Here is a 26032-nt window from a genome sequence, read left to right as displayed (position 1 = left end):
TTATTAATTAAATCCAGGGAGCTTCATTTCTTTCCAGCAATCCTGTAAGATAGTCTCGGTCTCTTTGGGTATCCATACAAGCCCAAAACCCTTTATGTTTATAAATATTCAACTGTCCATCCTTAGCAAGATTGATCAATGGTTTTTTTTCTAAGACACATTCCTTGTCTTTGGACAGGTATTCTAAAAAGTCTTTTTTGAAAAAGAAAAATCCTCCGTTAATCCATTTTTCATTGAATTCCGGTTTTTCCGAAAACTCTACTACTCTGTCCTGATCTAATTTTATTTCTCCAAATCTTGAGGGTGGGTTAACCCCTAGAACAGTTCCGATCTTATTGTGTGATAAATGATAGTTAAAATGCTCATTCAGATCGGCATCACATAAACCATCTCCGTAGGTTACCCCAAAATGTTCAGCTCCATTTAAATACTTTTCTGTAGCGATAGAAATCCGGCCTCCCGTCATCGTTTCTGCTCCGGTATAAGCCAAAGTAACTTCCCAGTCAAGGTTATGATCTATTGACAATATGTTTTTGGTATTCGTTCTGAAATCAATAGAGAAATCACTATTTAACTCTGAGTATTTCAAAAAATAATCTTTTATAACTTCAGATTTAAATCCTGTGCAGAGTACAAATTTCTTAAAACCATATTTAGCATAAGAGTTCATAATATGCAGCAAAATGGGATTCTCTCCTATTGGAACCATCGGTTTTGGACGAAACTCAGTCTCTTCTTTAATCCTTGTTCCTAAACCCCCACATAAAATAAAAATTGGAATGTTATTTCTCATAAGCGGCAGTAAAGTTATTTATTCTGATCAATATATTTATAGTTTTAGGTTTTATCGTATAGTTTTGACTTATTTTGCAGAACAGATAAGTAAGGTCACTAAAAACTGCCAATGATAATTTTTCCCCTGATATTTCTTTTATCCTTTATGTATTCGATGGCAGATATCATCAAGGGCAACAGGCAGGGAGTTCTCTTATTCTTTATTTTTGGCCTTTCTATTTATACCACAACAATGTCCCTGTCATTCGTACTGGGATTTAAGTTTTTAATCCCTGTTTTTCAACCCATAAAAGAACTACTTGTACTTATTACATTAGGTATAGGTATTTATCAGCTGAAAGAGAAATTAAAACTGAATGTGGTAGACTATCTCATGGGAGCGTACTTTTGCTACACTTTGCTCTATGTCGTAATCCCTCTCGGAGATTATGGTTTTTCAGATCGCTTATCAGCTTTTAAAAGCACTTCATTCTTCCCTTTAATATACGCCGCCGGACGGTTTATAGATGCCGGGAAGGTCAACATCAGCAGGTATTTTCATTATATACTCATTGTTGCAATTGCAGCTACTGCAGTACTGGTTTATGAGCTAATCTCTGATCTGCATTTCCAGACCAATACGGGCTATGCCGATTACAACTTTTACTATTTTGGCCAGGAACCTACAGGGAATTATGGATTAACCTGGACTTTCGAAACCGAAACCGGGTTTCGTAGGTTTGCTAGTTTTTTTTCAAATCCTCTTGAATATGCAGCCGCAACCTTGTTAGCTCTTGCTGTTATTGCCGGATTATACACTGATGATGAAAACAATTTAAAAATAAGTGCATTTGGCCAACTGGCTTTAATCTCTACTTTTATTGCTATTGTTGCTGCCCTCTCAAGGGCACCTCTTGCCAGTTACTTCGCAATGATCTATGTGTATGCTTTTATTACCCGTAAAAGCTATATGTTAAAAACTTTTCATTATGGATTCATTGCTGCTGTTCTGTATTTTATTTTTCTGATCCAAAATGAGGACATCTATAGCTTTGTAGTAGATACCATCACTTTTCAGAATGCTTCCAGTGTAGGACATATCGTAGAATGGCTCGCCGGGATAGACGCTATGATCAGACAGCCCTTAGGATTAGGTATGGGAAGTTCAGGAAAAGTAGCAGGTATGCTGGGCGTTAATGTTGGTGGAGAAAATCAATTTATCATCATAGGTGTCCAGGCCGGTGTAATTGCCTTAGTGCTTTACCTCTTAATACATGCCTATTTACTCACTTACACCTATAAATGGATTAAAATACTAAAGGGGAATGAAAGAAAAATTGCCATTATGTTATTCCTTTTCAAAATTGGAAGCGTGGTTCCTTTATTAACTACAAACTTTGAAAACTATTCCTATGTAATTTACATCAGTTGGTTTTTATCAGGAATCTTTATTAAAAGTATAACGACACAAAGAACCGCTCATGACTAAAACTATTGTTATAGGGCTTGACATAAGGGACTTGAGAATTGCCAAAACAGGCCAAAGAACTTACCTGGAGGAAATTTACAAAGAATTTCAAAAAGAACATCCGGGCTTCAAATTTCACTTTTTCGACACTTCAATTCGAGTATATACCGGCCGAAATAAGTTTTATAAATTAATAGAACAATTTCGTTTTATATTATGGAAGCAGCTTATCCTGCCGCTGAAAGCCGCCTTACATGGTTGCGATATCGTCTTTTGTACAGATTACTTTGTTCCATTAATAAACCTGAATTTCAAAACCATACCAGTTTTTCATGATGCTTTTTTCTGGGAATACCCGGCACACTATAACAAGTATTGGCTCATGACCTTCAGATCTCTTGGCGTTCCGGCGGCAAAAAGAGCCGCATTTATCACTACTCCTACTCAATACGCAAAAAATACAGTTTTAAGTTATCTAAAGATCCCGGCAGATAGAATCATTCCAATACCTGAAGCGCCAAAAACCCTAACTCACAAAAAAGATCTTTCATCAGGTAACCTGAACATAAAAACATCTAGATACTTATTACATATTGGCGTTTTTGAAAAAAGAAAAAACCTGGCCCTACTCATCGAGGCATTTCACCTCTTAAGATCTGCCGGATACCATGACTATACACTTATCCTGGGTGGCCAGTTCAGCCCTAAGAATGATATGGATGCCGGTTTAGAAATTATCGAAACCATAAGAAAATATCAGCTTCAGGATTACGTAATAATGCCTGGCTATATTCCTGACAATGATCTTGCCTGGTACTATCAAAATGCAGAGTTATATGTCCTTCCTTCATTAAATGAAGGTTTTGGTTTGCCTGTACTCGAAGCGTTTCAGCATAATGTCCCTGTAATTGTTTCCAATAACACCTGCCTTCCGGAAGTAGGCGGAGATGCAGTACTTCAATTTGATCCTTACAATCCCAATGACCTCTATCATAAGATGAAAATGGTCATTGACAATCCTCAACTGAAATCAGAAATGATAGAAAAAGGAAAAATACGTCTTCAGGAATTTTCCTGGGAAAGAACAGCCGCCGAATTATTAGCCTTGTTTAAAAAAGTAAAATAGTAGATTTGCAAAATCTAACTCAAAAAAACGACGCTATTTAGATGGAGGTAAATCAGAAGAAATCCTATTTCTCATACATTAATTCAAGATTTAATAATGAATGGAGTAAAAGTAATACAGCCATTACCTTATATAGGATGTTCATCTACTTGCTTAGGGGTTGCTGGCACCGTTTATTCTTTGGTTCTGCAAGCGGCCTGGTTTTTGTAGGAAAGGGTGCATCAATACGTTATGCTAAATATTTAAATGTAGGCAAAGACTTCATCGTTGAAGATTATGCCGAAGTAAATTGTATGGCATATAAAAAAATTATGATCGGAGACAGGGTAACTATAGGGAAATTTGCATTGGTAAGACCAACTAATTCTTACGGCGGCGCTATAGGAGAAGGCCTTAAAATCGGAGATAATTCAAGTATTGGTCCTTACGCTTATATCGGATGCTCCGGTATGATAGAAATAGGAAACAATGTAATGATGTCCCCCAGGGTTAGTATTTATGCTGAAAATCATGTTTTCGACAGAACAGATATCACCATAAAAGATCAGGGAGTAAAAAGAGAATTTGTAAAAATAGAAGACGATTGCTGGATCGCGGCCAACAGTATTATCCTTGCAGGTGTTACCATTGGAAAGGGCTCGATAATTGCAGCAGGCAGTGTTGTAACGCGCGATGTACCTCCTTATAGCATAGTTGCAGGGGTACCGGCCGTTGTAATAAAATCTAGAAATTAATATATGAATATACTTATACTGCATAGTTCATCTGACTTATACGGAGCAAGTAATGTGCTATTGAATGTTATCAAAGTGCTAAAGAACAATGGCAATACGCCAATTGTAGTGCTTTCTGAAGAAGGCCCGCTGGTAGATAAACTACGTAATCAACAAGTTGAAGTTCATATCATCAGACTAGGAATTTTAAGACGGAAATATTTTTCATTCCCAGGAATTATAAACAGGTTATTGGTGTTAAAAAAAGCCAATAAATCACTCCAGGATCTTGTTAAGGAACGGAATATTAAATTGGTGTATTCACATACCACTGCTGTGCTGGTAGGTGCTATTGTAGCACGCCGTTTAAAATTAAAGCACATCTGGCATGTTCTTGAAATTACGACAAAACCTCTGTTTTTTGTCAGAGTCATGGGCTGGCTATTAAACAAATACAGCACTTCAGTAATTACCGCATCTGATGCGGTTAAAAATCATTGGAAGCAATGGGTAGATCCCGCGAAATTAAAAACCATTTACAATGGATTGGACTGTACTCCTTTTGCAGATAAAAAAGGGGCATTAAAAGCCGAGCTGAATATTTCGGACCAAACTATTCTGGTCGGAATGATCGGTAGAGTTCACTTCTGGAAAGGACAGGATTACTTTATAAAAATCGCAGCTGAGTTATTAAAGTTAAATGCCAATATTAAGTTTGTCATGGTTGGTGATGCTTTTCCGGGATATGAATACCTATACTCCCAAAACCAGCAAGTCATTGATGAAAATGGCATCAATAATATGATCTATAATTTGGGCTATAGAGAAGATATCGTTAACATCATGAACTCTCTTGATGTGTTTGTTTTACCTTCTGTACTGCCTGATCCATTCCCTACTGTTGTTCTTGAAGCGATGGCTGCCGGAAAAGCTGTAGTGGCAACAAGACAGGGTGGGGCTCAGGAAATGATAGAAAATGGTGATAGCGGATTATTAATCCCAATTAATCAGGCATTTGAGGCTGCAAACACCATGCTTCCGCTAATCAATTCGATAAACGAAAGAGAAAGAATGGGAAAAAATGCCGCTTCAAGAATCAGAGCACAATTTTCTGCGAATTCATTTGAATTGGCCATTCTTGAAACCTTTACAGGACAAACTAAACGTGAGACTGTTGTAAGAAAGGAATCTGCCAAAAATATTTCTTTAGTTTTGCAGGATTAAAAATCCCCTTTCATAAATGAAGATTGCAATCATAGGCTCCCGTGGTTACCCGTATGTATATGGAGGCTTTGAAACCCTCGTAAAAGAATTAAGTGAACGACTGATAAAACATGATGTAGAAGTACATGTTTACTGTCAGAAAAATCTGTTCAAATCCTTTCCTCCAGTAGTAAATGGAGTTCATTTACATTACATCCCCACTTTAAAAGGGAAATCCCTGAATCAGATTGTCCACAGTTTTTTTTCCATTATTCATGCTACTTTTAGCTCGGTTGACGTAATTTTTGTTGTAAACCTAGCTGCAGGTCCAATGGGTTGGATCCCAAAAATAACAGGAAAGAAAACCATGATCAATGTAGATGGTCTGGAGTGGTTACGTCCCAAATGGAAAGGAATGGGCTCAAGGTATTTTCATTTCGCAGCTAAAATGGCCGTTAAATTATTCGATCAAATCATTACTGATGCTGAGGCAATGCGAAAAGTTTATCTTGAAGAATTTAATACAGACTCAACTGTAATTGCCTATGGTGCTCCTCCCTTTAAACCGGCTGAAGCAAGCTCACTGGCACGTTTCAATCTGAACAAAGAAGAATATTATCTCATTGTTGGCAGATTGATCCCTGATAATAACGCGGATCTTATTATAAAAGGCTTCCTCTCTTCAACATCAACCAAAAAACTCGTGGTTGTTGGCGATGTTCCATATGCCGATACCTATGCCGAAAGCCTGAAAAAGCTTCAGAATGACAATCTGATCTTTTTAGGATATATCACTGACCAGCAAGAGCTTGCTGCATTGTATCAGAATTCATTTGCCTATATTCATGGACACAAATACGGAGGTACAAATCCTGCAATGCTTAAAGCAATGTCGAATAACTGTGCTATTCTTGCCCTGGATACTGTTTTTAATCGGGAAATGTTAAGTAATGGAGAGTTTGGTCTGTTTTTTGGGGAAAGTGAGAAATTTGTAGCGGATTGTTTAGCATTATTGGAAAATCATCCCGATCAGGTAAAAACACTAAGGACAAAAGTAAGTTCAGGCCTTACTGACAAATATAATTGGGATAAGGTCACTAATGCCTATTACCAAGCAATGAAAGAGCTTGTAAAGCCTTCAAAATAAACTATTACCTATGAAACTAAATTTACTGCATTATTACAAGGCAATTATTCTGATTACATTTCTCTTTACCGGAATCACCGGCAAAGCTCAGGTAGTTTTCGAAAACCCCACTAATCCTGTTTACAAATACCTTTCGCGTCAGGCGCAAAAGGGAAATATAGAATTCAATGACCTTATACAACCGGTTAGCAGAAGACAGATTGCATCTTTATTGAGAGAATTGCAGGACTCTGTTGTCAAACTTTCGCTAACTGAGCAAAAGGAGCTCAAGTTTTACCAACAGGAATTTAGCGAATTTGACCCTGCAATAAAAGACAGTACAACCTTCTTTAAGAAAGACCCTTACAACAGATGGAGGTTTTTATCCGTAACAAAAGATGACTTTTTTCTTCGTGGTGATCCCGCACTGACTTTTGAGACATTCCAGGGTGCCGGGAAAAGTGTATCCCGTGTAGGTACAGGATTAACTTTCTGGGGACATGTAGGTAAGCACCTTAGCTTTCAATTTTATTTTCAGGACATTACAGACCGCGGAAAAGGTATTGATAGCAACAGAATGTTTACACCTGAAACCGGAATTATCAGAACTGCCAATATAAACCCAAACGCAAAAACCGTTAACTACAGTGATTTTAGGGGAAATGTAACCTATAGCTGGAAAAATGGCTCAGTTAGTTTAGGTAAAGATCAATTGCTATGGGGATACGGACAAAGCGGTCGAATGGTAATGTCGGACAAAGCACCTGCTTATCCAAACATAAGACTCGATTATCAGCCCCTTCCCTGGCTCCGTTTTAATTACACGCATGCCTGGTTAAATTCTGCAATAATTGATTCTGCAAGATCATATCCAAAAGGGAATGGTGTATATGGTGAAACCAGAGAATTATACGTGCAAAAATTTATGGCCTCTCATACTTTAAGCTTTTTACCTGTTAAAGGGCTAGACCTTAGCGTAGGGGAATCGATGGTTTACAGTGATAATTTTGACATAGGCTACCTCATCCCTATTATGTTCTTTAAAGCCTACGATCAGTACCAAAGCCGTTATAAGCTTACTACGGGATCAAACAGTCAGTTTTTCTTTTCAGTAAGTTCAAGGAACCATTTGCCAAAAACTCATCTTTACGCTACCCTCTTTATAGATGAAATCCGTACAGCTGAAATCTTTAATAAAGCAAGGAGCAGGAATCAGCTTGGCTATAATTTAGGCGCATCAGTAACCGATGTAGGTATACCCTATTTAACAATCGGGGCCGAATATACGCACATCAATCCTTTTGTTTACAATAATGTAATGCAGGCACAGACCTATTCAAATCAAAGCTATACGCTGGGTGATTGGATCGGACAAAATGCAGATCGCTTTACCGCATGGCTAAGCTATACTCCTATGCCAAGATTGACCACAAGATTTGAATACAACACGATAAGAAAAGGCAGAGATGGTAGTCTCGAGGATCAGTACTTTGCTGAACCCCAGCCAGGATTTTTAAGTCAGGGTCCGGTTGAGCATCAACAACAATTTTTGCTTGAAGCCAATTATCAGTTGCTTCATAAATTATATGTAAAAGCAGCGTACATGCATCAAAATGGAATCATCAGACCAAGCATACAAACCTCGGCTGTCCCTAACGAGTTTAAGTTCGGTGTATCATATGGCTTTTAAGCCTTAATACTTTATATTTGTAGTTTATCATAACATCTTCATGAATAATAAATTCCGTTACTACATACTATTGATTCTATTGGTTATTGGCTATGCTAAAGGCCAGGCCCAAACGATCTCAATGAGTGATATCCAGAATGTAAAAGTTAGTCAGTTATCTGATGCCCAGATCAAACAAGCCTGGGACAAACTGCAGGAATCTGGTGTTCCGGAACAAGAGGCCTACAAACTAATGCTTCAAAAAGGCATGCCTGCAGGTGAAGTTCAAGCCTTTAAGGACAGAGTTGTTTTGCTCGGATTGAATAAAAAAGTAGTTAAAACACCGGAAGCTCCTGAACAGGAGAAAAAAGAAGCAAACAGAGATACTGCAAATACTGTAAAAAAACCGGAGCCCGTTATTGTAGAAAAACCAGCACCTGAACCTCCTCTTGGTGTTTATGGAATGGAATTCTTTAATCAAACCGCAATTAAATTTGAACCTAATTTTAGTCTGGCAACACCTAAAAGTTATGTTTTAGGCCCTGGAGATGAGTTAATTGTACTTGTTACAGGCTTAAATGAAACAAGCATACGTACAAAAATAACTCCCGAAGGTAATTTACAAATTCCTCGTGCGGGCATTATTTACCTGAACGGCTTTACCATCGAGCAGGCAACAGGGCTGATTCGCAATAAAATGACCAAGGTATACCCTGCTTTAAGTGGAGGACAAACTCAGGTAGCTGTAAATCTTGGCAATACCAGAAGTATAAAGGTAACTTTAGTAGGGGAAGTAAAAACTCCGGGTTCTTACACCATATCCTCATTATCAACACTGTTTAATGCCCTGTATAATTCTGGTGGACCAAACGCGAACGGATCCTTAAGATACATTGAGCTCTTAAGAAATAACAAGCTTTACAAAACAATCGATTTTTACAGTTTTCTGCAAAAAGGTCTGATGGAAGGCAATGTAAGACTGGAAGATCAGGATGTGATCAGAATTCCGGTTTATAAAAAAAGAGTGGGGATTAAGGGCGAAATTAAGCGCCCTGCAGTATATGAACTAAAGGAAAATGAACAACTTGAAGACCTGATCAGCTATGCCGGCGGATTTACAGATATTGCCTACCGTGGAATAGCAAAAGTAGATCAGATTAACGCCTTGGAAAGAGAAGTAAAAGATGTGCCGGCTAATTTATTTGGAAATTTCACGCCACATAATGGCGATCTGGTTCAAATAGGAGCAATTACAAACAGATACACCAATAGAATCGTTCTGGAAGGCGCAGTTAACCGACCTGGGGTTTACGAACTCACAGCCGGGCTAAGCTTGTCTGAGCTCTTAAAAACAGCTCAGGGCTTAAAAGTGGAAGCTTATATGGAGCGGGGCTATATTAAAAGAACCCTACCTAACCTTGAAAGGGAAATGATCTCATTTAATCCTGCAGATGTAATTAACGGGAAAAGCGATGTACCATTAATGAGAGAGGATTCTATTACGATCCAGGATAGATCCGTTTTTGTTTCTCAACAGAATGTTACCGTGAATGGCTTTGTAAAAAAACCGGCCACTTTCACCTTTAGGAAGGGGATGAAACTAGGTGATGTGATCGCAATGGCCGGTGGCTTTCAGGATGAAGCGGCCGAACACCATATTGAAATTTCCAGAATCATAAAAAACACTTCCGACAGTGTCGCAAATCAGCTGGTAAAAACATTCACAATAGACATCAATAACAACACAGCGGCAGAACAGGAGCTCGAACTTCAACCTATGGATTACATTTATGTACCTAGACTCGTAAATTATAAAGCCCTGGGTAACATTAGCGTAAAGGGAGAAGTATTATTCCCGGGCGATTATGCAGTCCAAAGAAGAGATGAGACCGCGCTCGACCTACTACAAAGAGCTGGTGGACTTAGCCCATACGGCGCACTGGAGAATGCACAGGTTTACAGAAAAGGTACGAGATTAAACCTTGATCTTACAAATAAGAGCAATGATCCAAATGTAAAAAGAACTATGATCCTTTTACCTGGTGACAGTATTTACATCCCCAGAGCCATTTCACTTGTTGAAGTATCTGGAGCGGTAAACAATCCTCAATTAATTAGTTACAATGGCAAACGATTTAAGTATTACATCAATGCTGCTGCAGGTACAAAGGAAAATGCGCGCTTAAAAGGAGCTTACGTACAATACCCTAATGGGCTGAACAAGCCTGTCGGTCATTTCCTATTCTTCCGCACCTATCCCGCAGTTAAACCGGGAAGTAAAATTGTAGTCCCGCTAAAAGATCCTAACAATAAATTCAGACTTGGTTTCGCTGAAATCAGCGGAATGACTTCTGCCATAACTGCATTAATAGGACTGATAGCCATCCTAGCCAAATAAAATGACTCAGCAAAACGAAACAAATAACTCCAGCTCTGAATTTTCCATAAAAAAGTTAATTAATGAGCGTATAACCGATGTTAAGTATATATTTAATTTTAAGAAACAGCTTTTCATAGTTGTTCTTATAGGTGGCATATTGGGAGCTTTGGTTGCCTGGATGAAACCGGCAAATTATACCGCCAGATTAAGCTTTGTTGTTGATGATTCTAAATCTGGAGGTGGTGCGGGTCTCGCAGGGCTTGCCGGTCAGCTAGGTTTTAACCTGGATGGCCTTAGTGGTGCAGGTGGAGTATTATCTGGCGACAATGTGCAGGAGCTTTTAAAAAGCCGTAAATTGATTAAAGCGACATTGCTAACACCATATGATTCAACAAAAAACCAATCACTTGCAGATCGTTATTTTCAGGTATATGAATTGAATAAAAAATGGGAAAAACACCTGAAAGCAGGTGAACAACTTACTTTCCCCATTGGCGGAAAAAACAATACCAGATTACAGGATAGTCTGCTACAAGAAATGTCTGCGCTCATCTTAAAAGGCGAATTTAGCATCACCAAAACGGATAAAAAGCTGAGCTTTTTTGAAATCAATACAACAATGCGAGATGAAGGATTAGCTAACTTGTTTTCTACCAGAATGTTAAATCAAGCTACAGATTTTTTTATCAGTACAAAAACTCAGCGACTTCGAAACAATGTTAACCGTCTGCAACACCGTGCAGATAGCATAGGAGTGATTTTAAATCGTAAAACATATGCTGCATCGGCTGCTAGTCAAACCCTTTTAGATCTCAATCCAGCGTATTCATCAGCAAACGCAACAGCAGAGCTGAAAGAAAGAGACAAGATTGTATTAAGTACCATTTTTACGGAAACCGTAAAGAATTTGGAAATGAGTAAAACCATGCTGGCTCAGGAAACGCCCACAGTACAAATTGTTGATGAACCTGAACTTCCATTAAAAAGGAATAAACTAAAATATCCCTATGCCATCCTGATTGGCATGCTACTTTCAGGTATTGTATTTGCAGTTTACTTAAACCTTGTTAAGAAAGATCCAAATCAGGATTAAAAACGATAAGAAATCCCAAACTCACCATGAATGTTGTATTTGTCATTATGAGGAATATAGTAGGTTCCAGGTGCATAATCCGCCATTAACCATTGAGAATTTAAAGATTTAATTGCCTGAAATTTAGCGTTAAACAGCAAATTCTTATAATTCCATTCTCCTTGTGCTGCAAGAGAAAAATCAACCCATTTACGACTTTGGCCATCCAAGTCTTGAATATATCTGTTGTAAAAATCTACATTATGTTCATAACGCTCAAAGGTAAGCCCCAATTTCTTCAATCCTTTAACCCAATTAATATCCAAAGATTGTAAATTCCCATCGGTACCGGCTCCTAAACGCTGTCCAAGATGAGTATAGCCTTCACGAACTCTTGAATGGGTATAAAAATTCCCCGCATCTTTAATGGTTCGGATTAGGGATTGTGATAATTGTGTAATTTCTCCATTGATCTGAATAAACTCATCAGTACGTCCTTTTAAAGGCACAAGTTTTCTGACACCAAACAGGTAAGCTTTGGAATGATCGGGCGAGGTTAGGAACTCCCTAAAATTATAAGCATTGTCATTTTTAGCAAATTCAAAGTAAACTTCGGCTTTTGCTTTGGTAAAAATCCAGCGGGCAAATAAAGAAGTTCGCTGATCCCGATCAAAAGGATCATCAAAAGTTGCAACCGCATTCTTTTGAAAAGGTACAAAGAACGGGAAATAATCACCAAAGCTATTAACATCTCTACCATAAGATACGAATGTTCTCGTAAACCCAAAAAATAGGCCCGGAACCCATTTAGGTTGATAGACTAGATTTAATCCGGCGAGATATCTCCAGGCTCCATCCTTAGGGCTATATACATTCATCCCAGTTGACAATGTTTCCTTTGGCAAAGGAGAATATCCCGAAGAGGTTATCCTACCACCAATAATCTGAGCTTCTAACGATCCAATATAAATATTTACCGGTCGTACTGTGTTTAAAGTAAAATGTCTGAATCCTGGCGCCGAATTCCCCATAATTAGAGAATTTCGAACACCGGGCCCCCACCATAAGTTTTCATTTGAAAACCCAAAAGATGCTGGACCGAAAGTCAATCGAATACTACTCTGTCCTAATAATAATTTATTATAAGCTCCAGTTCCAAATCTCTCAGGAGCATCAATATAATTATAAGCATTATAGTATTTCCGTATATCGGCATCAGATTTCCCCTTTGCAAAACCATCAAAAACATCATTAGTGGCACTAACATATTCCGGTCTGAACTGAATGCTTAATGGTCCGAATTTCGCAAAAAAACCTCCACTGATTAATGTCTGATATCCCTTAGCAGGAATCATGGCACCATCATTCCAACCATAAGGTCTTTGCGAATTAAATTGGTGTTGCCAGGTAAATGGCAAAATTTGGAATTTCCCTTTTCCGTTTGCAAATGTGAAAGGCTGATCAAAATTTAGCCAACCTTCCGCTCTGAGTGTGCTATCAGGGTCATAAACATTTGTCACATTTTTTAAAGCCGATACAGAAAGTGGTCTTACACTAAAAGATATCGTTGAATCGAGTTCTCCTGTCAATTGCTTCCTTCGATAATAATCTTCCAGAACAGGTGTTCCGACAGGAACCGTCTGAGCAGATACGATATCAAACAACCCACTACAAATAATAAATCCGGGAATCAAAAAAAATAGCTTCTTCATTAGTCTCGTTCTTAAAATCTATAGGTTAAACCCGCTTGTAATTGTAAATTAAATACGTCTTTCCCCGGAACCATATACTTCTCTCCCGGTTGCTGAATCAGATACCATTGATAGTTTAAAGATTGAATAGCCTGAAGTCGGGCATTAAAAATAAAATTCTTATAATTCCATTCTCCATTAGCAGCAAGGCTAAAGTCAGTCCAGTTTCTTCTATAATCCTTTGAATCTATATATGCATAATAATAAAAATCTGTATTGTGTACATATCGCTCCAGCTGAAGGCCTAAACGTTTTAAGCCACTAATCCAGCTTACTTCCAGGGATTGCATATTTCCACCTGGCCCAATACCTGCTCCTAAAACCTCTCCTCTATTGGTGTACCCATGAGGAATACTGACACTATTGTACCAACCAGAGGCTTTCAATACATTCTTAAGCGACGGGTCTCCCATTTGGGTAATTTCAACACCCAATAAGATATTTTCATTGCGGGAACGATTAAATGGCAGCAATTTTCTTACCCCAAAAATATAGGCTCTTGAATTTGCAGGTTCTAAAAGAAAATCGCCCGAATAGTTGTTATGCCCATATTCAAAATACATTTCAGCTTGCTCTTCAGGCCATAACCATCTCAAAAACAAAGACCCTCTTTCATCCCGCTTATTGAGCGGTTCATCAGCAGTAATTGTCTTATTGGACGAGAAAAAAGGCAAATAGTCTGAGAAACTATTCAAATCCTTACTATAAGTTTGCGAACTCTTTGTTAAACCTAAAAATAACCCAGGAACCCACTTTGGATGCCAGGTTAATACAATTCCCGACAAATAACGCCAATCGTTTGGCTTAGGTACATAAAGAGGTGAACCTAAATATGTCTTATTAGGTTCAAGAGGCCCGTACCCCGATCCTTCTAATCTACCGGCGATTAATTGCCCCTCAAATGATCCTATAGGGGTATTGATAGGTTTCGTTGTATTCAGTGTCAAATGCTTAAAACCGGGGGCAGTATTGCTCATTAGCAAGGAATTTCGCATTCCTGGTCCCCACCAAAGATTTTCTGTAGAGGCGCCTATCGACATTCCTTTATAATTCAATCGAATACTACTTTGTCCCCAATAAGCCCTTGAATACTCTTTAGATCCAAATCTAACCGGCAAATCTATCTTGTTGTAGAAGTCATAATAACGGGCAAAAATAATATCATAGTGATCTTTATTAAAGGTCTCAAACCCGGGATTTCCTGCTATAACAAATTCAGGTTGAAACTGAATACTTAATGGACCGTATTCAGCATAAATACCTGGACTTAGCAACATCTGAAGTCCCTTGGCTGGAATCATTGCACCATCATTCCAACCATATGGATGATGGCTGTTAAACTGTGTTTGAAAAGTAACGGGTAGGAGTTTCGCTCTAAATTTCCCATCGGTCCATTCACTTTCTGTTTCTAGCAAATTATACCTGACTTCTGAAGAATCTGGATAAAAACCATCTTGCTTCTTAAACGATAGCCTTGGGACTATTGGCCTTACAGTAAAAGAAACTGAAGAATCTACATTCCCCTTTAACTGTTCTCTGCGATAATAATCTTCAAGCGCTTTAGCTCCTACAGGTATGGTCTGAGCGCAAATAGACGTTGTTACTAAGGTTAACGACGCAACTAATGTAAATTTAAGCCACCTCATAAGGTAATCACTTTAACTTTAATGTTATCAACAGACCAGCTTTCATCACAAAGAGGATCATTAGTATTGGTTTGCACCAATTTGTCAAGGGCCTGAATCAATAAGGAAGATTTAGAATGACTAATATTCTTTTTAATCTTATAAAGTGTAGTTCCTCCCACATTATGACATACGCTCGGAAGATTGATTTTATATGCACCCTCCCTGGAAACGTTGTTGTAGTTTGGGTAGTCATTAGGATATGACTGTGGTACACATGCCTGCCCGGCAATACATGCATTATTTGAGAAGGTTGTATTAATGTATTCCTTCCCATCAACGATTAATTTCCAGATATCCGGACCGTCTATATTATCTTTATTTTGATTTCCGTCCCAGCTATCATGAATGTACAAATCAAAAGTAACTTCTACCAAGTCATGCTTTGGTAAATCTTTAAGAGAAAGGTCAAATCCTCCGTTATTATATCTACCTAATACCTTCGTTTTATTAAAAGTCGTTAAAACTCCATTTGAGATATTTTTCAGGTCACTTTGTTCAAAATCATTACTGTAAACCTCCACCTGATTGTGAACATCCTTAGTACAAGAATTGAGTAAAATAAGAAAAAAGATAATTAGTATACTTCTATTCATTCAGTTTCTATTAATGGACAGTTTTAGCCAAACCCAAGCGCAACAACTATAATGCCGAATTATCAAAATTTGACATATCATCTTACTTATTCATGAAAAACAGGTAGAAATTAATTCTCAGATATTTTATCTAAAACCTTGTCAGCAAAGCTTTTTTCTGGCTTCAACGAACTTGAGGCTACAATATTTGTAGAAAACATAGCTTCTTTTCTTTTGAATCGATTTATAAACAAACTTAAAATACCATTTAAGCTTAACATTAGAAGCAAAACTAGACTGACAAGTTGAGCATCACCGATATTTTGCAATGAAAGCGCTACAACTATGAAAACAACATTCACAGAAGCAAGCACCAATGCTGCCTGCACATGACTTAAACCAAGAAAAAGCAAACGATGATGAATATGATTGCTATCGGCAGTAAAAGGAGATGTACCTCGCATGATCCGTAATGTAAAAACACGTAAAGTATCAAAAACAGGTATAATTAAAATTGCAGAAACTAATCCAAGACCTGAAGTTATTCGAAATGGGCCTGCAATTACATTCTCTGTAAGGCTAACACTCATAAACTTGATACTTAATACAGCAGAAACAAAACCCAATAACAGAGAGCCGGAGTCTCCCATAAAAATCCTTGCAGGCGTTATGTTAAAAAATAAAAACCCTAATAATGCGCCAGCCAAGCTCGTTGCAAGGTATGCCCATCCCAAATCTCCAGACTTATAAAAAAGCACACCAAATACGACACAAAGAATTAGTCCTATTGATCCTGCGAGACCATCAATACCATCAATTAGATTAAAAGCATTAACAATTCCGACAATAAAAAAAACAGTTAAAATTACACTAGGATAATAAGGCATATCATAAATTCCAAATATACCGTGTAAATCAACTATTCTTATGTTTGCAATCATTGAAACAATACAAGCACTTACAAACTGCGCCACAAATTTGATCCCTGGGCCCAAACCTATAATATCGTCTTTTAGTCCGATCATAAAAAGTACAAGTCCTGCACCCATTAACACATTAGCTTCAGGTAATAATTGCGAAGGGATAAATATTGAGCAAGAAAAAAGAAACCCTGTAAAGATTGCTACACCTCCAAAGTTAGGTATGATGCGCTTATGAATCTTCCTTGATTCATTAGGATCATCAAATAACCGTTTTCTAAACGAAACGGTTATAATCGGCGGTATAGCAAATGCTACAACTAAAAGACTAGTAATATAAATAAGGGTGAACAGCATAGGTCGCGTTTATGTGAGAGCTGAGAACATAGAATATGCCAAAGTTATCAATTTTAACTACAACCGCCATTATATATCCTTTTTTTTACTTAAAGTGATATCAGGCTATTTTTTTTAGTTACTTTTTTTTAAGTCAAACAATTCAGTTACCCAACCTTCAATTGAGTATTTATGTTTCAATCTCGGGTTTACCATACAGTACGGTGTAGCAAAGAAAGATTCGGGAACTACCGGATTTTCTCTATCAATTACTAATATGTTCTGGGGATTATAAAAGTCATAAGCTTTGATATGCGCATTCGTAGTGATTAATTTCTTATCTGCACCCAAAGCCTCTATTGTTCTAATAGTTAAACCAGCTTGAGCCGGATGTTGAATATCCAAAACAGCAAACGATTCACTGATACATTGAATTGTTTTATCCTGAGGAAAAGACCTAAAACTGAACTCTTTAAATCTGGCACGATAAAATCTCATATCTATCAACTTTTTATAAAAAAAGAGGATAGGGCTTGAAAAAAACATAAAAAAAAAGGAGCCTAATGATAATTTATCCATATTTTTTTTCATTTTAACTAGCAGTTGGTATCGATCGCTATGAACGGTCCCGATAAAACAAAGCGCATTTTTTATAGGAACCTCAATATTAGCTTTTGCGTAAGAATCAATAAAAAAAAGTGGTCTGAATTTAACTCCCGGAACCGCCTTGGCATCGGTCTCATCAAATGAATACACATTATCAAAAAATGGTAAATACGCTAAAGTGTATTTCTTATTTTGAAGCGAATCCCACATATATAAAATAAAAGTTGCGGATGTTTGCTGCTGCTTTAATCTATCAAGAAGGGATGGAAGCATCGCTTCAATATTAATAACAAAAACATAATCGTACCGCTTTATTTTTGTTTTGACAAAAATGGCCTCATAATAAGAAATAATCTTTCTCTTCAGCAAATTCTTATTAATACGGATACTTGCTTTTGTAATAAAATTATTCTTTGGCCTTTCGTCAAAACAGTCCACCTCAGCCCCCATTTGTCTAAGTTTATTGGCAATTTCTAACTCATAACCAAAAAAACTGGGTGTAAACAATAAAATTTTCTTATTAACAAGACTACTCATTATCTGTATAAACCACGGGTTTTCATTTCATTTATAGACTCAGCGTAATTATCTGACTCTACTTCCTGCAAATTTACCCAATCGGTAAACAACTTTAATCCTTCTCTAAAATTGAATTTGGGCTCAAACCCTAACGTTTTATGAATTTTAGTCAAATCGGCATAGTTATGACGAATATCTCCCAAGCGATAATTCCCTGTTATGGAGATAGGAACTTCAACACTGTAATTCCTGATTAACTCTTCAGCAACAGTTATCACATCAACGGGAGTACCGTATCCAACATTGAAAACCTCTCCATCGGCCTCCGACTTCTCAATCCCTAAAATAGTCGCTTCTACAACGTCGTCTATAAAAACGAAATCTCTTGTTTCCTTTCCATCTTCAAAGATATTTATTCCGTTGCCGTTCTTTATCTGCGTCGAAAATATAGATAGTATTCCAGTATAAGGATTTTTTAAAGATTGACCCGGCCCGTATACATTCTGATATCTGAATGCAACAGGAGCTATCCCTAGAGTTGGACATACCGTCATAATCATTTGCTCCTGGTTTTGTTTCGTTATACCATACACAGATGATGGGTGAATTTTCGATTCCTCATCTGTGGCCATTAATACCAATTGCTCACTGCTCTTGCTGCATTTGACTTCAAAATCTCCAGTATCCATATGTGCTGCTACACGGTGTTTAGGATACACAACTCCCCCTTCAGCAGTTTTATATTTTCCCTCACCATAAATAGAACGTGAAGAAGCTATAATCACTTTCTTTACCTTATTATTTTGATTTGCAAGAATATCGAGTAGAATTGCAGTCCCGTTAATGTTAACATCTACATATTTTTGAATCTCGTACATCGACTGACCTGTTCCTGTTTCAGCAGCAAAATGAACAACAACATCCTGGCCATTCAAAGCTTGTTGCCAGTCCTCCTTTGAAGTAACAGTTCCTTGAATAAATTTAACCTTGTCTTTTATACTCTTATACAGAGGAGAAGTCTCAATGGGAGTATCTCCATGAATTTGTGGAGACAAATTGTCTAGCACTGTAATTTCATACCCTTTATTTATAAGTTTCAATGCTAAATTGGAGCCTATAAACCCTGCGCCCCCCGTTATTAATATTTTATTCATTTTCTTTCTTCGTAAAATTAAACCTTAAAAGATCCATCTGGATTGGTCTTTTCCCAGGTCATAGTATTTAAATTATATCTCTTAACAACCTTTGCAGGTATCCCTACAATAACTGAATAGTCTGGAAAATGCCCTTTTACAACTGAGCTTGCCCCTACTACACATTGCTTACCTAATACAGTTCCAGCCTGGATAGCAACCCCATAACCAATAAAACAATTACTGCCTATCTTTGTATCATTTACTATCATTTTTTGATCCAGAATATGTGTCCCAATCTCCTGATAATCATGGTCAATATTTGTAACAAAAACATTTCCAGAAATTGTAGTATTACTTCCAACAATAAGATTTCCTGCTGAAGTAATGTGAAAATTCTGCCCAATCGAGACTCCCTCTTCAAATGTAATTGTCCCTTCCCCATGAGTTTCAATTCTCAAGCCCGGAAATATTCGAACCCTCTTGCTTACAATAACCCGCTTAAGTCCCAATGTAAAAAGAGGGATACCGATATAAGAGGGAAATGAAAATTTCTTAAAGAAAGGAGCGTAGCAAATAGAAACAAATGCCCAATACAATTTATAAATCATTATGATCTGGTTAATGTTATCAATAGCCTTCTTACATATTTTAGTTTTGCAAAGATGTACAAAACACTGAAAACGGGAAAACTAATGAGTTTAGCCTTTCTGGCCTCCTTTAAAGTAAACTCATTACCCTTTTGCATGGCCGTCAAATTAGCTGACAGGCCACTATGACCAAAACTTGGCTTACCTCCGCCTGTAATAACTAGTGATTCTGGCAAATAATAGAAATTAGAATTAGCGCAATATCGTATCCAAAGATTTCCATCTTCTGCATGAGTCAAAGTTTCATTATATCCACCTAACTGTTCATAAAGTTCTCTCTTAAAAATGGCCGTTGAAGTCTGCGGATACATTTTAATTAATAATTCTGTCACTGAAGCCTTATGTAAAGTTTCAATTTTTTTAAAAATTATTTTTAGAGCTTCATTATTTCTACTGCACCCTAAAAAATCAATTGTCGAATGATCTCTCAGAATTGTCAGCTGTTTCTCCAACTTATTTGGCAGCCAAACATCATCTGAATCAAGCAATGCAAACAAATCACCTTTTGCAATTTGCATACCGGCATTTCTTGCAGATGATACCCCACCATTTCCTTTCTCAATTATTTTGATGTTCTGACCGGTATGTAGGAAAGCAAGTTTCTTTACAATTTCAAGTGAGTTATCTACACTGCCATCATCAACAATAATGATTTCAAATACTTTATTCGTTTGATTTATTACTGAATATAGTGTTTCCTCAATTGTATATGCTGCATTATACATTGGTATTATCACAGATATTGTTGGGTATTCATTAGGCGCCATAATTTACTTAAATCTTAATTCAACCTTAATTTTAGCTCCAGGTTACGTCATTGATTATTGTCTTAGCAGGATTTCCTGCAATAACCGAATTCGGCTTGGTAAAAACACCTCTTACAACTGAATTCGAGGCAATAACACAACCATCTGGAATAACCGTACCTTTATAGATAGAAACACCACAGCCAATCCATACATTATCTCCTATTATGATCTCATTCCTCTTTTCCTTTTTACCTTCATACTGAATTTCATGGAAATCATTATCTAGAAACTGACAATTCCAAGAGATAACGCAGTTATCCCCGATTTCCAATTTATTAGTGATAATAAAGGTATTCTGTACATTCGTAAATCCCCCTTTTCCGATCTTAACTATCGCATTCGGTCCAATATCCAATCTGCTACCCCTTCCAATATAATAATCTCCATTTAAAACGAACTTGCCCCTTATATTCAAATAAGTTTTATCCGATTTATGGCTAAATCCAACATCCATTACTCCAATATTCAATCTATAAGCAGTCTCAATATTTTTTATACCTCTAATTCTTACTTTTGGATGAAGTATAAAAAATTTATTGTAAAGCATTTTAACTAATAAAGCTCTAAATAGCACTATTATAAAATTGCTTTGTGATATCTGACATCGCTTGAAAAGTAATACTAAGTTATTCATCTACCTTCCCTCTACATTTATTAAACAAACCACCTATCATTTCAATAATATCTATTCTGTTTTCTTTAGTAACTCTCTAAACTTTATTTTCGATGCTAAAGTCGCTAATATCGGCCAAAATAATATTGTTCCTGCGGTAGCCCACATATTGCTAAATATATTTAGTAATATAATTGTTGCCAGGCAGGCCCAACCCGTAATATAATACTTTGAATTCCTACTGATAATAAAAGGATAAAAGAGCATAACCATTGCCGAATAGATATACATAGACCATGCCCCGAACCAACCTAACAGGTAATAAGACCTATAGTAAACCGTCGGTGCATTTAATATTCTGATAACATAAAAATCCTCTGCACGATCTGGTTCGAGATTCCTGTCTAAGGACAGCAATGAAATTACCCTTTTTGATATAAAATCAGGCAACAATTCAGCAGCAATGAAATAGGGGATATTTTTAGGGTTAAAATCCTCCTGTCTCTTATTCACAATATTCTGCATATTACCTATGGGAGTAGCGATATATAAATACCCCCAGTAGTATTCCGGAGGAATGTTGCTCTCAATAAATTTATCTGAAGCCCCCCCAATTCGCAAAATATAAGCTTTGTCTTCCTTACTCGCCTTATACCTTATATTTCCTATAATCCCGAAAAAATATATCAGTATAAATAACGACAATACAATGGTTAAGACTTTCTTAATCCCAACCTTTCCAATTGCCATTAAATAAATGAATAGACTTGCAATCAATATGATCATTACAGCACCTCTATTTATCACCAAAATATTAGGTATAACAGAAATTATGTATAGAATGAAAGCCTTTCTTTTTTCTTCAGAACAAACATATTGGTGAAATAGATAAATACTATAAAAAATACCATACGTTCCCAGTATGACATGGAACGTTGGAATTCCGGTAAAATCCTTATAGCTGTATGCCGGATTTATTATAGTAAGAATAATCGGGATACCACCTGAATAAGCAAATTCCAAAAAATATCCTGCATATATCGTTGAAATAACAATTATCCTGTTTTTATCAGGATCAATTTTCGCAAATTCATTTCTTTTAAACTTCTCAAGAATAAAAGCTAAAAAAAATGAGATTAAAAATGTTGCAAAAAGAAACAAGATAAGATTAGCAGAAAGAGCGGGATATTTGTCAGACCAACGAAGAGTATATACCAAAAAAACCAGTAGGAAACCTAATGAATAAATAAAGAAAGGATTGGTCAGCCATTTAGTATTCATAGTTTATGCTGTCATAAAAATTATGTCCAACCAGTGTTTTATTGTCAAAACCCGATTTCTTAAATCTTCTTGCTCAACTTCCAGAAAGCTGCCGTCTACGACTGGAGCATTATCATCAAAAAAAGCAATAGATTTTTGATCATAAATTTTTGAGTCTTCCTTCAACCTGAGGTTATTTGTAAGCACCTTTGTATTTGTAGCCAATGATTCTATTACTCTCATTGCCAAACCAGTCTGATTGGGATTGCTTACATCTACCATAACTTTTGTATTTCCAAGAAATGTTAAATAATCATTTCTCTTCATAGGTTTTAAAGATACGACACTCCGATCTATTTTGGAGCCTTTTAATATTTCCTTGACATAAGAAGTAAATGGCATATATAGAAAGCCCTTAAACTTATAATTATTAGCCTTGGCGAAATCACGAAATTTAAGAAGTGCCTTGTATCTTTCAGGGAAAAAGAATCCCATAAAAAAAAAGTCAAATTCAGCTTCCTTTTTGTTTCTGACATAATCAGCTACGTCATCTGAATAAAATAAAGGCAAGTATTTCAAACCCGAAAAACACTTACAATCTTCAAAATCAAATGAATAAGTAAAATTAAACAAATGGAGAAGATGAGAAAAAGGATTAGCTTTTTGAGAGTCCCATTGATACATAATTAACTTCGCTCCGGGATTTAGTTCTTTAAATTTACTTACAAATTCAGCAGGCATCATAAAACCTCTGATTACAAACAAATAATCATACTCATACGAAAAATCCACTTTTTTGTAGTGCATTTCTTGATAACGGCCTAAATATCCCGGCATGAAATTATTGACCAATTTAAACCCCACTGCATAACTACGCTCTGGAAAAAAAGAGACCTCCGCCCCCATCTCTTCTAGCTTACCTATAATTATCTGATGATAATCATGAAATACCGGACCAATAAACAAGATCCTCTTTCCCTTTAATCTACTATCCATGTTACGGGTTAACATTTAACAAGGCTACCTTCTCCCAATAAAAATCCATATTACGCCCAATCATACCTTTATATTTTTCCTTATCTTCTAGAAGGCCATAAATGGAATACGCGCTGTGCCCCATTATACTCGCATAATAAAGTAAACTTGAATAAGTACCAAATAAAATTGAGTTTGCTGATTTGTTTAAAGCTAATTCCATTATTACAGGATTAGGAATCTCAACTAAGTGAATATTGAACTTTACAAAAAGATTCCTCTGAGCCTGTTTAACAATTTCGCTTTCTAAGCGATGAAATTTTATGAAAATTTGGCTGATGTTATTCTGTTTTAAATAAGTAATAAGGCCCTGTTCAATTCCTCGCAAATATAGCTCACAACTGTAATTGTAGAAATCAACACAGCAATCACCGATATAAATTATTGAATCAGTGAAATTGTATTCCGCTGACTGAACACCTTTGTTATCCGGGATTTTTACTACATGTTTTTTTGATGGATTTGCCAAGGGAAAAACCTCTTCAGTAATCCCAAAAAAATTGACATCTTTAAAATTTGCATAACAAGAATATGAAAAAGGTAAAGACTGTAGTCTGGGACTATACCCCCTTAATAGTGACAAAACAGCAGGTATCATTCGTTTTAAATCAAAACTTGAAGTGCGCCAAGAATCCCTGGCGTGTGCGACTGTATGACTATCGATTGTTTCTTCCAGGAAATAGTGAACCAAGCCTTCTTCAATAAAATTGAAATTCGCACATTTTTCATGAGTGACCACAATTTTCTCCACATAATTCAGGACTGGAACATACGCGTTGAACTGCGCTGAACCTACAAATCCATCTATTATCGAGTCAATTAATTTGTTTCTATTAAAAAATCTTATGCTATTTGCTATTGTTCCCATTTTAGTACTACTACAATAGAATGAACTAATATCAACCATCTTAAAACTATGATCACTATTTGTGAACGCGTTTGTAATCATCAGGACGTCCTCATCAGGAATGCCAAGATGCTCAATAACAGCTTTTGATACTAGAAATGTAATTGGAGAATGGACTAAAAAAATGTTTTTCACTATATACTTTATTACAAAGAAAACTAAAAGTAAATACTTTGTCCGTATTTACTGTTTGTAGTCGTTTTACCTAAATTTTAAATTATTTTCTAAGAACTAATATTTCCTCATTTCTTAACATCTTAAAGCACTCCTTTATAATATTCTTTAAATCCTTATAATTTAATATCAAGTAAAGGCCGATGGTTAAAGAAATCACTAAATAATTTTCTTTAATAATAAATGACAAGAAAATATAAAATACTACTGGGGCAAATAGTTCTACTTTATAAATATATCTAAATAAAGAAAGAAACGAGCTAAACTGCCTAGTTAACTTATTCCCATAATAAATTACAAAAAAATTATAAAACAAAACCGATATCACAACCGCAATTGCAACCGACTCAAAAGATAGCTGAAAGTGATGGAATATCATCGAAAGGATTGCTACCAAAGCTGCTGTAAAACATGCAATAATCGTCAAAATATTTTCCTTACCTCTTTGAACTAACAACGTTGAATACCCATAGCTATTATCAATTAATAATTGTCCTAACAAGAGTAACTGTAATGACTTCGAAGCTTTATGATAACTTGGCAGATATAGGAAAAGTACAGGCATAGCAAGTAAACTGAAAAGAATAATCAACAAGGTAAGCGTCAAATAGAATTTTCTTATTTTTTCAATAAAGTCTATTAGCTCCCGACTGTCCGTTTTATTACTAAGAACATTAATCAGTTTTGGATAAAACAAATAATTCAATGAGCCTAATAAAAGAAAAATTGCTTGTGAAATACTATTCGAAAAGTTAAAAAGAGCAAAATCTTCTATTGAGTAATAGTAGCTAACCAGTGTTCTTGCTGTAATAATAATCCCATAAAAACTTAGTGCATAGCACAAGAGAAAAAAACCACGTCTAAATAATTCCTTTACATAACTTAGCTTAGGAAAGCCAAATACAATCCCCTTAATTGGACTGTAATAAATAAATAATAATAGTCCGATAACATGGGAAATTAACAGAGCCAACACCACGGCCCACAACAATTCCTTTCCTTTAAAAACAAAAAGAGCTATAAATTGAAAAACAGGTGGTATTAAAGAATAGATGTTGATCGTTTTTACTTTTCCAAATAGTCTAAAAATTGTTATAAATAGATTATTAAAATGAACTAAAATACCAATAGTAATAACCGGTACTATAAATTCTTTGAAATTGTACTTATCATTAAGATTTAAACTATCAACTGAAAGCACAACAATAACACCTACAAACAATGCAATGCTAATAGCAACCAAACTCCAAAAAGCACTGCTGGTTAACCTCTTCTGTTCTTCTGATGTCATTTCATTCTTACTTGCAAAAATTACTTGATAAGAATAATAAACACCGAAATTTGTATAATTGATGTACTGCAAGACAAGCGTTATAAAACCATATATACCAAAAAAATATAGCCCTAAGTATTTAGCAATCAGCATAGAATTAATAATCTGTAATCCAAACGCTAAATATTTAGTAATCATAAAACTGACTACTTTGTTGGTATAAAGGGACTTTATTAATTTTATCATGAATAGGTT

General features: G+C 36.2%; 22 protein-coding genes. 8 read left to right on the top strand and 14 right to left on the bottom strand.

The annotated features are described in order from the left end of the window. Nucleotides 1–7: 7 nt before the first annotated feature. Nucleotides 8–793 carry a sugar phosphate nucleotidyltransferase gene (locus J1905_RS19320; RefSeq protein ID WP_214228872.1) on the bottom strand — a complete coding sequence of 262 codons (786 nt, stop codon included), beginning with the start codon at nt 791–793 and terminating at the stop codon, nt 8–10. Nucleotides 794–904: 111 nt separating this feature from the next. Between J1905_RS19320 and J1905_RS19315 the strand changes: the two genes are divergently transcribed. From J1905_RS19315 to J1905_RS19280, 8 genes are read left to right on the top strand one after another with little or no spacing between them, the layout of a single operon-like run. Next, nucleotides 905–2263 (top strand): O-antigen ligase family protein, encoded by a 1359-nt coding sequence (locus tag J1905_RS19315; protein ID WP_214228871.1) that lies wholly within the window; start codon nt 905–907, stop codon nt 2261–2263. Next, nucleotides 2256–3368, top strand: a complete 1113-nt coding sequence (locus J1905_RS19310; RefSeq protein WP_214228870.1) for a glycosyltransferase family 4 protein — start codon at nt 2256–2258, stop codon at nt 3366–3368. The genes J1905_RS19315 and J1905_RS19310 overlap by 8 nt, the downstream gene beginning before the upstream one ends. Before the next feature lie 41 nt (nt 3369–3409). After that, nucleotides 3410–4102 (top strand): acyltransferase, encoded by a 693-nt coding sequence (locus tag J1905_RS23770; protein WP_214228869.1) that lies wholly within the window; start codon nt 3410–3412, stop codon nt 4100–4102. Nucleotides 4103–4105: 3 nt separating this feature from the next. Beyond that, on the top strand, nt 4106–5305 hold the full coding sequence (locus tag J1905_RS19300) for a glycosyltransferase family 4 protein (RefSeq protein ID WP_214228868.1): 1200 nt from the start codon (nt 4106–4108) through the stop codon (nt 5303–5305). Between the two features lie 16 nt (nt 5306–5321). Further along, a complete protein-coding gene (locus J1905_RS19295) occupies nt 5322–6431 on the top strand; it encodes a DUF1972 domain-containing protein (protein WP_214228867.1) in 1110 nt (369 codons plus the stop codon). A gap of 10 nt (nt 6432–6441) precedes the next feature. After that, entirely contained in the window at nt 6442–8100 is a 1659-nt protein-coding gene (locus J1905_RS19290; RefSeq protein WP_214228866.1) for a capsule assembly Wzi family protein, read from the top strand. 40 nt (nt 8101–8140) lie between these two features. Further along, nucleotides 8141–10477 (top strand): SLBB domain-containing protein, encoded by a 2337-nt coding sequence (locus J1905_RS19285; protein WP_214228865.1) that lies wholly within the window; start codon nt 8141–8143, stop codon nt 10475–10477. A gap of 1 nt (nt 10478) precedes the next feature. Then, the gene (locus tag J1905_RS19280) at nt 10479–11552 is read left to right on the top strand and encodes a hypothetical protein (RefSeq protein ID WP_214228864.1); all 1074 of its coding nucleotides are present in this window, start codon (nt 10479–10481) and stop codon (nt 11550–11552) included. Here the strand turns inward: J1905_RS19280 and J1905_RS19275 are convergent. The 13 genes from J1905_RS19275 to J1905_RS19215 form a co-directional block, all read right to left on the bottom strand. Then, nucleotides 11549–13243 carry a capsule assembly Wzi family protein gene (locus J1905_RS19275; RefSeq protein ID WP_214228863.1) on the bottom strand — a complete coding sequence of 565 codons (1695 nt, stop codon included), beginning with the start codon at nt 13241–13243 and terminating at the stop codon, nt 11549–11551. The genes J1905_RS19280 and J1905_RS19275 overlap by 4 nt on opposite strands. Nucleotides 13244–13254: 11 nt before the next feature. Continuing rightward, on the bottom strand, nt 13255–14928 hold the full coding sequence (locus J1905_RS19270) for a capsule assembly Wzi family protein (protein WP_214228862.1): 1674 nt from the start codon (nt 14926–14928) through the stop codon (nt 13255–13257). Then, nucleotides 14925–15563 carry a hypothetical protein gene (locus tag J1905_RS19265; RefSeq protein WP_214228861.1) on the bottom strand — a complete coding sequence of 213 codons (639 nt, stop codon included), beginning with the start codon at nt 15561–15563 and terminating at the stop codon, nt 14925–14927. Before J1905_RS19265 ends, J1905_RS19270 begins: the two co-directional genes overlap by 4 nt. A gap of 110 nt (nt 15564–15673) precedes the next feature. Further along, nucleotides 15674–16591, bottom strand: a complete 918-nt coding sequence (locus J1905_RS19260) for an MraY family glycosyltransferase (protein WP_214228860.1) — start codon at nt 16589–16591, stop codon at nt 15674–15676. Nucleotides 16592–16933: 342 nt separating this feature from the next. Continuing rightward, on the bottom strand, nt 16934–17941 hold the full coding sequence (locus J1905_RS19255) for a WaaS/CpsH family glycosyltransferase (RefSeq protein WP_214228859.1): 1008 nt from the start codon (nt 17939–17941) through the stop codon (nt 16934–16936). Next, nucleotides 17941–19077: an NAD-dependent epimerase/dehydratase family protein gene (locus tag J1905_RS19250; RefSeq protein WP_214228858.1), complete on the bottom strand. Its 1137-nt coding sequence runs from the start codon at nt 19075–19077 to the stop codon at nt 17941–17943. The genes J1905_RS19255 and J1905_RS19250 overlap by 1 nt, the downstream gene beginning before the upstream one ends. A 17-nt stretch (nt 19078–19094) precedes the next feature. Beyond that, complete coding sequence (locus tag J1905_RS19245) at nt 19095–19667, bottom strand: acyltransferase (protein ID WP_214228857.1); 573 nt, start codon at nt 19665–19667, stop codon at nt 19095–19097. Further along, on the bottom strand, nt 19667–20473 hold the full coding sequence (locus J1905_RS19240) for a glycosyltransferase family 2 protein (protein ID WP_214228856.1): 807 nt from the start codon (nt 20471–20473) through the stop codon (nt 19667–19669). Before J1905_RS19240 ends, J1905_RS19245 begins: the two co-directional genes overlap by 1 nt. A gap of 31 nt (nt 20474–20504) precedes the next feature. Continuing rightward, on the bottom strand, nt 20505–21062 hold the full coding sequence (locus J1905_RS19235) for an acyltransferase (RefSeq protein WP_214228855.1): 558 nt from the start codon (nt 21060–21062) through the stop codon (nt 20505–20507). Nucleotides 21063–21200: 138 nt separating this feature from the next. Beyond that, entirely contained in the window at nt 21201–22409 is a 1209-nt protein-coding gene (locus J1905_RS19230) for an O-antigen polymerase (protein ID WP_214228854.1), read from the bottom strand. A gap of 3 nt (nt 22410–22412) precedes the next feature. After that, nucleotides 22413–23384 (bottom strand): WaaS/CpsH family glycosyltransferase, encoded by a 972-nt coding sequence (locus J1905_RS19225; RefSeq protein WP_214228853.1) that lies wholly within the window; start codon nt 23382–23384, stop codon nt 22413–22415. Between the two features lies 1 nt (nt 23385). Continuing rightward, nucleotides 23386–24465: a polysialyltransferase family glycosyltransferase gene (locus J1905_RS19220; RefSeq protein WP_214228852.1), complete on the bottom strand. Its 1080-nt coding sequence runs from the start codon at nt 24463–24465 to the stop codon at nt 23386–23388. Nucleotides 24466–24547: 82 nt separating this feature from the next. Then, entirely contained in the window at nt 24548–26023 is a 1476-nt protein-coding gene (locus J1905_RS19215; RefSeq protein WP_214228851.1) for a lipopolysaccharide biosynthesis protein, read from the bottom strand. Between the last annotated feature and the right edge of the window lie 9 nt (nt 26024–26032).

Source organism: Pedobacter sp. B4-66 (assembly GCF_018492665.1).
Classification (GTDB): domain Bacteria; phylum Bacteroidota; class Bacteroidia; order Sphingobacteriales; family Sphingobacteriaceae; genus Pedobacter.
This window is presented reverse-complemented; position numbering and strand designations above follow the sequence as displayed.

Excerpts from the sequence above, each read along its gene's own strand:
- J1905_RS19230 (WP_214228854.1), bottom strand. The coding sequence starts at position 22,409 with ATGAATACTAAATGGCTGACCAATCCTTTCTTTATTTATTCATTAGGT.
- J1905_RS19250 (WP_214228858.1), bottom strand. The coding sequence starts at position 19,077 with ATGAATAAAATATTAATAACGGGGGGCGCAGGGTTTATAGGCTCCAAT.
- J1905_RS19290 (WP_214228866.1), top strand. The coding sequence starts at position 6,442 with ATGAAACTAAATTTACTGCATTATTACAAGGCAATTATTCTGATTACA.
- J1905_RS19320 (WP_214228872.1), bottom strand. The coding sequence starts at position 793 with ATGAGAAATAACATTCCAATTTTTATTTTATGTGGGGGTTTAGGAACA.
- J1905_RS19240 (WP_214228856.1), bottom strand. The coding sequence starts at position 20,473 with ATGGCGCCTAATGAATACCCAACAATATCTGTGATAATACCAATGTAT.
- J1905_RS19300 (WP_214228868.1), top strand. The coding sequence starts at position 4,106 with ATGAATATACTTATACTGCATAGTTCATCTGACTTATACGGAGCAAGT.
- J1905_RS19310 (WP_214228870.1), top strand. The coding sequence starts at position 2,256 with ATGACTAAAACTATTGTTATAGGGCTTGACATAAGGGACTTGAGAATT.
- J1905_RS19260 (WP_214228860.1), bottom strand. The coding sequence starts at position 16,591 with ATGGGTGCAGGACTTGTACTTTTTATGATCGGACTAAAAGACGATATT.
- J1905_RS19225 (WP_214228853.1), bottom strand. The coding sequence starts at position 23,384 with ATGGATAGTAGATTAAAGGGAAAGAGGATCTTGTTTATTGGTCCGGTA.
- J1905_RS19315 (WP_214228871.1), top strand. The coding sequence starts at position 905 with ATGATAATTTTTCCCCTGATATTTCTTTTATCCTTTATGTATTCGATG.
- J1905_RS19275 (WP_214228863.1), bottom strand. The coding sequence starts at position 13,243 with ATGAAGAAGCTATTTTTTTTGATTCCCGGATTTATTATTTGTAGTGGG.
- J1905_RS19285 (WP_214228865.1), top strand. The coding sequence starts at position 8,141 with ATGAATAATAAATTCCGTTACTACATACTATTGATTCTATTGGTTATT.
- J1905_RS19270 (WP_214228862.1), bottom strand. The coding sequence starts at position 14,928 with ATGAGGTGGCTTAAATTTACATTAGTTGCGTCGTTAACCTTAGTAACA.
- J1905_RS19245 (WP_214228857.1), bottom strand. The coding sequence starts at position 19,667 with ATGATTTATAAATTGTATTGGGCATTTGTTTCTATTTGCTACGCTCCT.
- J1905_RS23770 (WP_214228869.1), top strand. The coding sequence starts at position 3,410 with ATGGAGGTAAATCAGAAGAAATCCTATTTCTCATACATTAATTCAAGA.
- J1905_RS19280 (WP_214228864.1), top strand. The coding sequence starts at position 10,479 with ATGACTCAGCAAAACGAAACAAATAACTCCAGCTCTGAATTTTCCATA.
- J1905_RS19215 (WP_214228851.1), bottom strand. The coding sequence starts at position 26,023 with ATGATAAAATTAATAAAGTCCCTTTATACCAACAAAGTAGTCAGTTTT.
- J1905_RS19265 (WP_214228861.1), bottom strand. The coding sequence starts at position 15,563 with ATGAATAGAAGTATACTAATTATCTTTTTTCTTATTTTACTCAATTCT.
- J1905_RS19295 (WP_214228867.1), top strand. The coding sequence starts at position 5,322 with ATGAAGATTGCAATCATAGGCTCCCGTGGTTACCCGTATGTATATGGA.
- J1905_RS19235 (WP_214228855.1), bottom strand. The coding sequence starts at position 21,062 with ATGCTTTACAATAAATTTTTTATACTTCATCCAAAAGTAAGAATTAGA.
- J1905_RS19255 (WP_214228859.1), bottom strand. The coding sequence starts at position 17,941 with ATGAGTAGTCTTGTTAATAAGAAAATTTTATTGTTTACACCCAGTTTT.